The sequence below is a fragment of the Nocardia sp. NPDC004718 genome, from assembly GCF_053601535.1.
On sequence record NZ_JBSGCA010000002.1, the window covers coordinates 1 to 11,723 of the forward strand.

Annotated in this window: 14 protein-coding genes; 9 read left to right on the top strand and 5 right to left on the bottom strand. The window is 69.3% G+C overall.

The window, feature by feature from the left end:
* Positions 1 to 115 precede the first annotated feature (115 nt).
* The gene (locus ACWEH3_RS02200; RefSeq protein WP_450026891.1) at positions 116 to 895 is read left to right on the top strand and encodes a purine-nucleoside phosphorylase; all 780 of its coding nucleotides are present in this window, start codon (positions 116 to 118) and stop codon (positions 893 to 895) included.
* Positions 896 to 2,392, top strand: coding sequence for a phospho-sugar mutase (locus tag ACWEH3_RS02205; protein ID WP_452358253.1), 1,497 nt, complete (start codon positions 896 to 898; stop codon positions 2,390 to 2,392).
* Positions 2,393 to 2,403: 11 nt separating this feature from the next.
* Here the strand turns inward: ACWEH3_RS02205 and upp are convergent, their stop codons facing one another.
* On the bottom strand, positions 2,404 to 3,027 hold the full coding sequence (gene upp / locus ACWEH3_RS02210; RefSeq protein WP_452358254.1) for a uracil phosphoribosyltransferase: 624 nt from the start codon (positions 3,025 to 3,027) through the stop codon (positions 2,404 to 2,406).
* Positions 3,028 to 3,157: 130 nt separating this feature from the next.
* On the opposite strand from upp, the gene ACWEH3_RS02215 reads away from it, so the two are divergent.
* Genes ACWEH3_RS02215 through ACWEH3_RS02235 form a run of 5 tightly spaced genes read left to right on the top strand, consistent with a single transcriptional unit; the run spans position 3,158 to position 6,578 of the window.
* Positions 3,158 to 3,493 (top strand): hypothetical protein, encoded by a 336-nt coding sequence (locus ACWEH3_RS02215; RefSeq protein WP_450019287.1) that lies wholly within the window; start codon positions 3,158 to 3,160, stop codon positions 3,491 to 3,493.
* A 4-nt stretch (positions 3,494 to 3,497) separates the two neighbouring features.
* Positions 3,498 to 4,610, top strand: a complete 1,113-nt coding sequence (locus ACWEH3_RS02220; protein ID WP_450019289.1) for a C40 family peptidase — start codon at positions 3,498 to 3,500, stop codon at positions 4,608 to 4,610.
* The gene (locus ACWEH3_RS02225; RefSeq protein ID WP_067803443.1) at positions 4,607 to 4,948 is read left to right on the top strand and encodes a hypothetical protein; all 342 of its coding nucleotides are present in this window, start codon (positions 4,607 to 4,609) and stop codon (positions 4,946 to 4,948) included. The genes ACWEH3_RS02220 and ACWEH3_RS02225 overlap by 4 nt, the downstream gene beginning before the upstream one ends.
* Positions 4,945 to 5,292 carry a YbaB/EbfC family nucleoid-associated protein gene (locus ACWEH3_RS02230; RefSeq protein WP_450019291.1) on the top strand — a complete coding sequence of 116 codons (348 nt, stop codon included), beginning with the start codon at positions 4,945 to 4,947 and terminating at the stop codon, positions 5,290 to 5,292. Before ACWEH3_RS02225 ends, ACWEH3_RS02230 begins: the two co-directional genes overlap by 4 nt.
* 26 nt (positions 5,293 to 5,318) lie before the next feature.
* Positions 5,319 to 6,578, top strand: coding sequence for a primosomal protein (locus ACWEH3_RS02235; protein ID WP_450019293.1), 1,260 nt, complete (start codon positions 5,319 to 5,321; stop codon positions 6,576 to 6,578).
* On the opposite strand, the gene ACWEH3_RS02240 is transcribed toward ACWEH3_RS02235, so the two are convergent.
* From ACWEH3_RS02240 to ACWEH3_RS02255, 4 genes are all read right to left on the bottom strand, one after another.
* Positions 6,579 to 7,235, bottom strand: a complete 657-nt coding sequence (locus ACWEH3_RS02240) for a hypothetical protein (RefSeq protein WP_450019295.1) — start codon at positions 7,233 to 7,235, stop codon at positions 6,579 to 6,581.
* A gap of 109 nt (positions 7,236 to 7,344) precedes the next feature.
* Positions 7,345 to 8,442 carry an adenosine deaminase gene (locus ACWEH3_RS02245; protein WP_450019297.1) on the bottom strand — a complete coding sequence of 366 codons (1,098 nt, stop codon included), beginning with the start codon at positions 8,440 to 8,442 and terminating at the stop codon, positions 7,345 to 7,347.
* Between the two features lie 348 nt (positions 8,443 to 8,790).
* Positions 8,791 to 10,080: a thymidine phosphorylase gene (locus tag ACWEH3_RS02250; protein WP_450019299.1), complete on the bottom strand. Its 1,290-nt coding sequence runs from the start codon at positions 10,078 to 10,080 to the stop codon at positions 8,791 to 8,793.
* 122 nt (positions 10,081 to 10,202) lie between these two features.
* Complete coding sequence (locus ACWEH3_RS02255) at positions 10,203 to 10,604, bottom strand: cytidine deaminase (protein WP_356964662.1); 402 nt, start codon at positions 10,602 to 10,604, stop codon at positions 10,203 to 10,205.
* 276 nt (positions 10,605 to 10,880) lie between these two features.
* Between ACWEH3_RS02255 and sdhC the strand changes: the two genes are divergently transcribed.
* Complete coding sequence (gene sdhC / locus ACWEH3_RS02260; RefSeq protein ID WP_450019301.1) at positions 10,881 to 11,279, top strand: succinate dehydrogenase, cytochrome b556 subunit; 399 nt, start codon at positions 10,881 to 10,883, stop codon at positions 11,277 to 11,279.
* Between the two features lie 4 nt (positions 11,280 to 11,283).
* Positions 11,284 to 11,715: a succinate dehydrogenase hydrophobic membrane anchor subunit gene (locus tag ACWEH3_RS02265; protein WP_450019303.1), complete on the top strand. Its 432-nt coding sequence runs from the start codon at positions 11,284 to 11,286 to the stop codon at positions 11,713 to 11,715.
* The last annotated feature ends 8 nt before the right edge of the window (positions 11,716 to 11,723 follow it).

The following is an 11,723-nucleotide window of genomic DNA, read 5'->3' on the forward strand; positions in this document are numbered from 1 at the left end:
GCCGCCGCGTACGCGACGAAGGAGCAAGCGGCGGTCGCGCAAACGCGAGCCACAAGGGGCCGCGAACACGCAGCGCCGAAGGCGCTGCCGATCAAACACAGCTATGGTGACGATCATGCTTGCCGAACAGGCCGCCGAGGCGATCGCCGAACGTACGGGAGTGTCACGCCACCGGATCGCGGTGGTGCTGGGGTCGGGCTGGCAGGACGCGGCCGCGGAGATCGGGGCGCCGCGGGCGTCGGTGTCGATGCCGGAGCTGCCCGGTTTCGGGAAGCCGACCGCGCAGGGCCATGTCGGCATGATCCATTCCGTCCAGGTGGACGACAACGCGGTGCTGCTGCTGATGGGCCGCCAGCATCTCTACGAGGGGTATCAGCCCGCCGATGTGGTGCACCCGGTGTCGGCGGCCGTGGCAGCGGGCGCGGAGATCATCGTGCTGACCAACGCCGCGGGTGGTATCCGCTCCGGTCTCCGGGTGGGTGAGCCGGTGCTGATCAGCGACCATCTGAACTTGACCGGCCGCACGCCGCTGGCAGGCGCGACCTTCGTCGACCTGGTCGACGCCTGGGATCCGGAGTTGCGGGCGCTGGCCAGGGAGATCGACCCGAGCCTGGCCGAGGGCGTCTACGCGGGGCTCACCGGGCCGCAGTACGAGACGCCCGCCGAGATCAGGATGTTGCGCACCATCGGCGCTGATCTGGTCGGCATGTCCACGGTGCTGGAGGCCATCGCCTGCCGCGCGCTCGGTGCGCGGCTGCTGGGCATCTCGCTGGTCACCAACTTGGCCGCGGGGGTCACGGGCGCGCATCTGTCCCATGCCGAGGTGCTCGCCGAAGGCCATGCCGCCGCGCCCCGCCTCGGCAAACTGCTGCGCGGCGTGCTGGAACGGGTGTAGATGCTGCGCTTCGGCACGGCAGGCCTGCGCGGGCCGCTGCGCGACGGCCCCGACGGCATGAACATCACCACGGTGAGCCGGGCGACCGCCGGCCTCGTGGCGTGGTTGCGTGACCGCTGCCTGGGGGGCGGCACGGTGGTCGTCGGCCGCGACGCCAGGCATGGTTCCGCCGAGTTCGCCGCGGCGACCGCGGAGATCTTCGCCGCCGCGGGCTTCCCGGTGAAGCTGCTGCCGCGTCCGCTGCCCACGCCGGTGGTCGCGTACGCGGTGCGTGAGTTGGGCGCGGTCGCGGGCGTGCAGATCACCGCCTCACACAATCCGGCCACCGACAACGGCTACAAGGTCTACCTCGACGGCGGGTCGCAGTTGATCGCCCCGGCCGACGCCGAGATCGAGCGCTGCATCGAGGCGGTCGCCGAGCCGATCGACCGCGTGCCGGTCACTCCCGCCGACGACGACCTCGTGCGGCGTTATCTCCACCGCGTGGCCGGACTGCCCGCCCGGATCGGCGGATCGGGCGCGCGCGCCGGAATCCGGATCGCGCTCACTCCGCTGCACGGCGTCGGCGGCGAACTCGCTGTCGAAGCGCTCCGCGCGGCGGGTTTTTCCGATGTCCATGTGGTCGATGACCAGTTCCGACCGGACCCCGACTTCCCCACCGTCGCGTTCCCGAACCCGGAGGAACCCGGCGCGACGGATCTGCTGCTCGCGACGGCGGCACGGGTCGGCGCCGACGTGGCGATCGCGCTGGATCCGGACGCCGACCGGTGCGCGGTCGGCGTCCCGTGGCCGGACGGTGGCTGGCGGATGCTGCGCGGCGACGAGACCGGCGCGCTCCTCGGCGACTGCGTGCTGCGCACCGCCCCGGACGATGCGCTGGTGGCGACGACCATCGTGTCCTCGCGGCTGCTGTCGAAGCTGGCGCCCGCGCGCGGCGGCCGCTACGCGGAAACGCTCACGGGGTTCAAATGGCTGGCTCGGGCGGGCGACGGCTTGGTGTACGCCTACGAGGAGGCGATCGGCCACTGCGTCGACCCGGCGGCGGTCCGGGACAAGGACGGCATCTCCGCCGCCGTGCTGGCCGCCGACCTGGTGGCCCGGTTGAAGGCCGCGGGCCGCGACCTGAACGACGAACTCGACGACTACGCGGTGGAATTCGGCCTGCACGCGGGCGATCAGGTGTCGCTGCGACTCGCCTCGGCCGCGGCGGCCGCCGCCGCGGTCGAGCGGTTGCGGACGGATCCGCCGCACGAGATCGCGGGCGAGCCGGTGGAGTACACCGATCAGCTCCGCGTACGTGGCCGGATGCGCACCGACGCGCTGATCTTCCAGGGTGTTTCGTCGCGCGTGGTCGTGCGGCCTTCCGGCACCGAGCCGAAGCTCAAGTGCTATCTGGAGGTGGTCGAACCGGTCGGCTCGCGCGCCGATCTTCCGGCCGCGCGAGCCGCCGCACGCGAACGCCTCTCGGCGCTGCGCGACTTCTGTCGGAAATTCTGACCCGCAGAGCTTCAGCGCGGGCCGAATTGCCTGTCGCCCGCGTCGCCGAGACCGGGCACGATATAGGCGTTCTCGTTCAGGCCCGCGTCGACGACGGCGGTGACCAGCCGCACCGACAGGCCCGAATCGGCCAGTGTCGCAATGCCTTCCGGAGCCGCGACGACGCACACCGCGGTGATGTCGGTGGCGCCGCGTGCCGCGAGCAGCTCCAGGGTGTGCCGCATCGAGCCGCCCGTGGCCAGCATCGGGTCGAGCACGAAGACCGGCAGCCCCGCCAGATCCGCGGGCAGTGATTCCATGTAGGGCACCGGCAGGTGCGTGTCCTCGTCGCGAGCGAGACCGACGAATCCGATTCTGGCGTCCGGGATCAACTCGGCGGCCGCGTCGACCATGCCGAGTCCGGCGCGCAGCACCGGAACCAGCAGCGGCGGGTGGGCCAGCCGGACGCCTTCGGTGGGAGCGACCGGGGTGACGATCTCGAAGCGCTCCACCTCCGCGTCGCGCAGCGCCTCGTAGATCAGGATTCCGGTCAGATCACGCAGTGCGGCACGGAAAGCCGGATTCGGCGTTCGCTCGTCCCGCATGGTGGTGATCAGGGCGGCGACGAGTGGATGGTCCACGGTGTGGGTGCGCATGAGGGAACGATAAGGTCGGTCGCGGACGCCCCGCCGGACGCCACCGGACTTTTTTTCCGAAGCGGCGGAACCGAAACGGAACAGCGCGCGTCGAACCAAGTGGATGACGTACTCTGCCTGGGAACAACAGATGGGGGAAGCTCTGATGCGAAAGATGTCGGCGGACACCGAAGGCATCGCGGCCTACGGTGCGACCGCGCACGTCATGGCCGGTGAGATGGCGGCGGCGGGGGTGAGCGCGGCGGCGGCCGAGCCCGCGTTGCTCGGCCCGATCATGGGGTTGATCGGCGGTGACTTCATGGCGGCCTACGCCGCGGCGCACGCCGGGCACGTGGCCTCGATCGGGCAGCTGTCGGCGGTGCTGACCAGCATGGGCGGCGCGGCCACCGGGTCCGCGGCCGTCCTCACCGAAACCGACGCCGCCCACGCCGGAGCGCTGCGGAACGCGGCCGCCGAGCTGGAGTGAGCGCGTGATCGATGTCAACGCACTGGCCCAGCCGATCCTGGACCTACTCGCCAGCTTCGGCAGCGGTGTGCTGCCCGCGGGCGGTCCCACCGACGCGCTGCGCAGCACCTCGACCGTGGTCGACCAGATCCATCAGATGGGCCGCGACAGCATCAACGAGATGAACGCCGCGTGGGACGGCCGCGCCGCCGACGCGGCCACCGCGAAAGCGCTGCGCGTGCAGACCACCGCCGCCACCATCTCCGATCGCGGCAACGACATGGCCACGGTCGTGAACCAGGCCGCGGGCGAAGTCGAGACAGGTCAGAAGGAACTCACCGACATCGCGCAGTCGTTCGTGAACACCGCGGCGAGCATGGGTCCGGTCCTGGCGACGCCGGAGGGTCTGACGGTGCTCGTCGGCTCGGCGATCGACCACCTCAACCAGGCGCTCAACGTCGTCGGGCGGGTGCAGAACGAATTGCAGACGCACACCGCTTCGATGAACGACCTGACCCCGCCGCCGCCCACCACGTCGCTCGCCGGTGTGCCCGCCGCCGGCGTGCAGCAAGCAGCGTCCGCCGCGTCCGGCGTGCTCAACGGTGCGGGGTCGTTACTGAGCACCGTGATGGCCACACCGCTGCAGTCGCTGTCCTCGCGCGGTTCCAGCGGCACGCCCGGCACGTCGTCGGGTACGCCCCGGCCGGACACCGGTTCGTCGGGGGCGCCCGACGACGGCAAGGGCGTGAAGATCACGCTGCCCGACGGCAGCGTCGTGGAGGCCCCCAACGAACAGGCCGCCACAGCGGTCCGGTCGGCGATCGGCGCCGTCGGCACGCCCTACGTCTGGGGCGGCAACAGCCCGGGCGCCGGATTGGACTGCAGCGGGCTCACCAAATACGCCTACGGCGAGGCGGGCGTCGACCTGCCCCGGCTCGCGGCCGACCAGGGCAACGGGGCCACACCGGTGTCGGCCGGTGACCTGATGCCAGGCGACCTCGCGATCTGGGACGGCCACGTGGCCATGGTGATCGGCAACGGGCAGTTCGTCGAGGCGGGTGACCCGGTCCAGATCAGCTCGATTCGAACGGAGAACTCAGGCATGGACTTCCACGGCTTCTACAGGCCGACGGCATGACCCGACCTCAAGTCCCGAATGTCACGGTGGCGGCCAGCAGCAACCGGTCGGGCACCATCTCGGTGCGCGCCACCGACCAGGGCATGCCGGTGGAGATCAAGTTCGAGCGCAGCGAATACCGCTACGGCGCACAGTCGCTCGCGAACGAGATCCTGCGGCTCACCCAGCGTTCCGCCATCGCGGCGCGGGCGCGGCGGCGCGAGCTGCTCGCCGAGGCGGGCATGCCCTCGGACATCCTCGACCGGCTCGGCCTGCCCACCCGCCAGCAGGCGGTGGACGAGCTGGACCGGATCGACGACGCGGACACGGGACCGACGAGCTGGATGAGGCCGGTATGAGTGCGGAAATGGACGCCCTGGTCACGTCGGCCACCCAGAAACTGGAGGCGCTGGAAGCCGCGCTGTACGGGCTGAAGCAGGTGCGTGGGCGGTTCACCTCGGAGGACGGCGCGGTGAGCGTCGAGGTGAACAGCGATGGCGCGATGGTCGGCCTGACCTTGGCGGAATCGGTCACCGCACTGCCGCCCGCGGAGGTCGGACAGTTGATCGTCTGGGCATGCAGGCAGGCCGCCGAGGACGCCGGTGCACAGCGGTCCAAGGTCGTTGCGACACTGAACGAGTCGTTCGTCCCCGCGGCGGAGCCGCCCGCGGGGACGAATGGGGGCGGGCCGGATAGTGCCTGACGCGGAAGGTCGATAGGCTTCCGCACATGGCTTCTGGAGACATCGTCCCGATCGAGCTCGGCCTGACCGACGGCGATCTCGTCACCTTGTGGGCACCGCGCTGGCGAGACGGTGACGACGAGTGGGAGGCGTTCCTCGGTCACGAGGACGCCCTCTACGGTTTCGAGTCCGTGGCGGAGCTGGCCGCATTCATCCGCACCAACGCCGACAACGACCTGGTGGACCATCCGGCCTGGAAGGTCATCGCGGGTCTGTCGGCGGTCGAACTGGAGCCGGAGGAGAACTTCTCCTTCGACCTGGTCGCGGTGCCGGAGCTGGCGGCGGGCGAGCCCGACGTCGACACCGTCGCCGAGCTGGAGGACACGCTCGGCATGGTCCGCAACATCGGCGAGGTGTGCGAACTGGAGACGGTGACCAAGTTCTTCGGCTCGCATCCGGTGCTCGGCGCGCTGCCCGGCGGCGTGAGCGCGTTCGACGGTCGCGACGGCGAGGAGCTGTGGGACCAGATCGGCGCGGCCATCGCCAAGGGCTGGGACGACGTTCTGGACGCAATCGACTCCGTGGTGCGGACGCCCGAGGTCGACGCCGAGGCGGTCGCGGTCGCCGAGGCCGAACTGCTGGCTGCCGAGGAGAACGTGGTCGACGCCGACGACGCGGCCGACAGCGACGAGGACGAGGAGTTCGAGCCCGTCGACCTCGACGAAGAGGAAGACGACGAGGACGAGGAAGACGAGGACGAATCGTTCTGGCACGAGTTCGGCATCGACCCGGTCAAGATCATCACGTCCGAGGGCAGCGTCTTCACGCTGCGCTGTTACCTCGACGACGAGCCGATCTTCCTCGGCTCTAAGGGCTCGATCACCGTGTTCTCCTCCGAACGTGCGCTGGCCCGCTACCTCGCCGACGACCACGAGCACGATCTGTCCCGCGTGAGCACCTTCGCCGATGTGCAGACCGCGGCGGTGGACGGCTCGCTGGAGGTCGAGGTCACCGACGAGAACGTCTACGTGCTGCCCGGCTTGGCCGAGGACCTGGCCGAAGGCCCGGAGGCGGTCGACATCGAGCAGCTGGACCTGGCGGTCGAACTGTTCACCGACGCCGCCGACTACGCCGACGACGACACGGTGGAACAAGCCCTGGCCCAGTCCACCCCGCTGGGCTGGTATGTCTCCTACCTGCTGAACCCCGACCCCACCCGGCTGGCGCCCAACCCGCCGTTCGCCGCCGAGTCCCAGGCCTGGCGGGAATTGGAACGCAACCTGGAGTCCCGACTCGACAAGCAGTAATCAGGTCAAGCGGATCCAGACCTGCTCGGCCTGCCCGAGTAGGCGTCCGTCGGCGCTGTAGACCGCGGTCGAGGCGAAGCATTTGCGGCCCTGCTCGCCGTGGAACTCGCCCACCACGACGCAGCGCTCGTCGACGTGCGGTATGCCGTGCACCGTGGCGGTCATCGAGCCGAGTAGCGCGGGACGTTCGATCATGCCGGGCAGCGACCAGCCGCCAGGGCAATCCATCGCGGCCCACAGCAGCGGCGGCCCCAGCGGCACGGTGGCGTCGGGCACCCACGGCGCGGCCACTCGGTTCTCATCGAGCCGGCCGGGTTCGATGCGCAGACCGTCCGCCCGGCAGCTGCCACAGACGAAGCAGGAGGCGAACATCTCGACGCTCGTGTAGCTGCGTGTCGCCTCCACCGCATCGTCGAACGCGACATGACGCGGTGCGTCGCGTTCGAGTTCACCGCCCCTCGACTCGGCGATCAGCCTGTCCCCGTCGTAGAGCCGTTCGTCCCGCACGTCGAGCGGCGTCTCCAGGGGCGGCGGACTGCGCAGGATCACGGTGACGGTCTGCTCGGCCAGCTGGTCGGCGAGCAGACCGGCCACGTAACCACCGTTGCCGGAGTCGGGCGGTCCGTTGAACCGGCGGGGGATGCGCAAGGTCGCCATGATCGCCACGCTAGCGAACCGGTTGCCGACTGCGGAACCTCGCTGCCGCGCGCGGTGATCCAGCGCTGCCTACCCTCGTGCGCGCCCGCGATCCGTCCTATGAACAGCTCTACCCGATGAGGACCGCGTATCCGGGCTTGATGATGTCGTCGATGATCCGCAACCGCTCGGGAAACGGGATGAACGCCGACTTCATGGCGTTGATGGTGAACCGTTCCAGGTCGCTCCAGCCGTAGCCGAACGTCTCGACCAGTTTGAGCATCTCCTGGCTCATACTGGTGTCGCTCATCAGCCGGTTGTCGGTATTGACCGTGACGCGGAAGCGCAGGCGGGCCAGCAGGTCGAAGGGGTGCTTGTCCAGCGAGGGCACCGCGCCGGTCTGCACGTTCGACGACGGACACAACTCCAGCGGGATGCGCAGGTCGCGGACATAGTTGGCGACCAGCCCGAGCTGTGCGTCCTCGACGGCGCCGGGCACGGTGATGTCGTCGGTGATCCGCACGCCGTGGCCGAGCCGGTCGCAGCCACAGAACGCGAGCGCCTCGTGGATGGACGGCAGACCGAAGGCCTCGCCAGCGTGGATGGTGAAGTGCGCGCTGTTGGCGCGCATGTATTCGAACGCGTCCAGGTGCCTGCTCGGCGGGTAACCGGCCTCCGCGCCGGCGATGTCGAAACCGCCCACCCCGCGATCGCGGAAGCGCACCGCCAGCTCCGCGATCTCACGCGAGCGCGCGGCGTGCCGCATCGCGGTGAGCAGGCAGGTCACCACGATCGGGTGTCCGTTCTCGGCGGCGGCCGCCTCGCCTTCGCGGAACCCGGTCAGCGTGTGCTCGACCACCTCGTCCAGCGTGAGACCGCGCTCCAAGTGCTGTTCGGGGGCGAAACGCACCTCCGCGTACACCACGCCGTCGGCGGCGAGGTCCTCGGCGCATTCGCGGGCGACCCGGCGCAGGCCCTCGGGGGTCTGCATCACGGCGACGGTATGCGCGAAGGTCTCCAGGTACCGTTCCAGCGATCCGCTGTCGGCCGCATCGCGGAACCAGGCCGCCAGCGACGCCTCGTCGTCGGCCGGTAGGTCCTCGTAGCCGCACTGCGCGGCGAGGTCGAGCACCGTCGCGGGCCGCAGGCCACCGTCGAGGTGGTCGTGCAGCAGCGCTTTGGGCGCTTGGCGGATCGAGGCGAGGGTCAGAGGCATCGGTCCAGTCATGTATCGACGGTAGCCGCAGCGGGCCGAAACGGCAGCCGACTTCGGCCGTAACAACCATCTCGTTGCGCGCCGGATGCCGGCCGGTCCACAACCGGACACCGACCGGTTCTGCGTCACCCGCGCGTCACGTGTGCGGCCAACGACAGGCCGGAGTATCGCGGCCCCTCGGACCAGCCACCGACGCAGGGACCGTGGACCGCAAGCGCGTATGTGCGCTGATTCCGGATCGGGAGCCTGGTGATGCTCACCCTTACAGAGGCCGAACGGTCGAGTACGGCGCAGGCCCGGCCGGGGCAGGACGTGTGGAGCAAGCAAGTCGGTCAGGCCCGAGGGGTCACCGCGGACAGCTCAGGACGTGATGCGATCGAGAAGCAGCGGGCCCGGAGTGGGCGCGGCATCGGTTCCGATGGTGACGGCATCGCGCAGAGCTTCCATAGCGCCGGGAAACGCCTCGGGAGTATCGGTATGCAGAGTGAGCAGCGGCTGTCCCGCTGTCACGGCATCACCCGGTTTGGCGTGCATTTCGATGCCCGCGCCGAACTGAACAGGATCGCCCTGACGTGCGCGGCCCGCCCCGAGACGCCAGGCGGCGATGCCGACACCCAGCGCATCGAGCCTGGTCAGGACGCCGTCGGCGGCGGCGCGCACGGTCTCGGTGTGTTTCGCGGTGGGCAGCTTCGCGTCCGGGTCGCCGCCCTGGGCGCGAATCATCGCCCGCCAGTGATCCATCGCTCTGCCGTCGGCCAGCGCGTCCGCGGGGTCGGCGTCGAGCCCGGCCAGCGCGACCATCTCGCGAGCCAAGGCGATGGTCAGCTCGACGACGTCGGCGGGACCGCCGCCCGCGAGCACCTCCACCGATTCGGCGACTTCCATGGCATTGCCGGCGGTGCGGCCGAGCGGGGTGTCCATGGCGGTGAGCAACGCGACCGTCCGCACACCCGCGTCGTCGCCGAGTTCGACCATCGCGGTCGCCAGCTCGCGCGCCCCGTCGAGGGTCTTCAGGAACGCGCCGGAGCCGACCTTGACGTCCAGCAACAGCGCCGCAGTGCCCTCGGCGATCTTCTTGCTCATGATGGAGCTGGCGATCAGCGGGATCGATTCGACCGTGCCGGTGACGTCGCGCAAGGCGTAGAGCCGTCGGTCCGCGGGCGCGAGGTCGGCGCCTGCCGCGCAGATCACCGCGCCGATGGCCGGATCGGTCAGGAGATCTCGCATCCGCGACGCGGGCACGTCCGCCTGCCAGCCGGGGATGGATTCCAGCTTGTCCAGGGTGCCGCCGGTGTGGCCGAGGCCGCGCCCGGACAACTGCGGCACCGCCGCGCCGCACGCCGCGACCAGCGGCGCCAGCGGCAGCGTGATCTTGTCGCCCACGCCGCCGGTCGAGTGCTTGTCCACGGTCGGGCGCGGCAGACCGGTGAGATCTATGCGCCGCCCGGACGCGATCATCGCGGCGGTCCACCGCGCCGTCTCGCGCCGCGTCATCCCGCGCCAGACGATCGCCATGGCCAGCGCCGACATCTGCTCGTCGGCCACCGCGCCGCGGGTGAAGCCGTCGACCACCCAGTCGATCTGCGCGTCCGACAGCTCACCGCCGTCGCGCTTGGTCGTGATGATCGAAACCGCGTCCAGTGCCGTCACGGTCGACAGTTTGGCATGGGACGGCGCACACCCGGGTTCTCGCCGATGGGACGGAACCGCGCGCGGCGCCGCCTCGGCTGTGCGCGCCGAGGCGAGGTCGTCCGCCGATTCACGGATCCGGCCTATACCTGCCCGGCATCCAGGTCGTCCGGGCCGAACGCATCCGGCAGCAGTGTGCGCAACGGCACCGGCCCGGCCTTGTGGTCCACCAAGAGATCGCCCCCACCGTGCTCGTGGAGGAGTTGGCGGCAGCGCCCGCAGGGCATCAGGATTTCGCCGCGAGAATCGGTGACGGAGATGGCCCGAAGACGCCCCCCACCCCCCGAAATCAAGTTACCGATGAGTACACATTCGGCACAAAGGCCCAACCCGTATGAGACATTTTCCACATTGCAACCGCTCACCGTTCGGCCATCGACACTGAGAGCCGCGGCGCCGACCGGAAACCGCGAGTACGGCGCATAGGCGTTGTGCATGACTTGAAAAGCGTTGTCGCGCAATAGTTTCCAGTCGATTTCCGACACAGAGAACCCCTTCGGGACCGAGCCGATCATGGCCGCGCAAGGACCACGACGGAACCCCGCACCCATCAAGAAAGGCAAGCCTAACCCGATCCGGTGTCGCGCAACGCACGGTACGCCGAATTAGTTCCGGGATTGCTGGAGGATTAGAGTCCAGAACAGATCGGTTCAGGTTCCCTGCGACGGGCCGGAGTACAGCCACCTGGGCATTCGCCCGCCACGCCGTCGGCGTCGGATCTGAAACCGGGTCCATCAACGACGTTGGAGGCACCGCACTCTATGACCACGATTGAAGCTCCGGCCCAGCCGAAGCGGAAGACGCTGTACCGAGGCGACCCCGGAATGTGGTCGTGGGCGCTGCACCGGATCACCGGCGTCACCATCTTCTTCTTCCTCTTCGTCCACGTGCTCGACACCGCCCTCGTGCGCGTGAGCCCGGACACCTACAACGAAGCGATCGAGACCTACAAGACGCCCATCGTGGCGTTGATGGAGATGGGCCTGGTCGTCGTCGTCCTGTTCCACGCGCTCAACGGCGTCCGCGTGATCCTGGTGGACTTCTGGTCCAAGGGCCCGAAGTACCAGCGCCTGATGCTCTGGATCATTCTCGTGATCTGGTTCCTGCTGGCCGTTCCCGCGATCGGGCGCCAGTTCTTCTACCTGTTCACGGAGCACTGAGATAATGAGCGCACCTGTCATCGGAAAGTCTTACGACCGTCCGGCCAGCCTGGACCTGCCGCGTTCGCCCCGCGCGCGCTCGAACAACAACTTCGAGAAGTACGCCTGGCTGTTCATGCGTTTCTCCGGCCTGCTGCTGATCGTGCTGGTGCTCGGCCATATGGCGATCATGCTGCTGCTCGACGGCGGCGTGAAGCGACTCAACTTCGCCTTCGTCGCGGGCCGCTGGTCCAGCCCGTTCTGGCAGCTCTGGGACCTGACCATGCTGTGGCTGGCGCAGCTGCACGGCGGCAACGGCCTGCGCACCGTCATCGACGACTACTCCCGCAAGGACTCGACCCGGTTCTGGCTCAAGACCCTGCTGGCCGCCTCGATGATCCTGATCCTCGGCGTGGGCACCTACGTCATCTTCACCTTCGACCCCAACATCAGTTAGGAACAGGC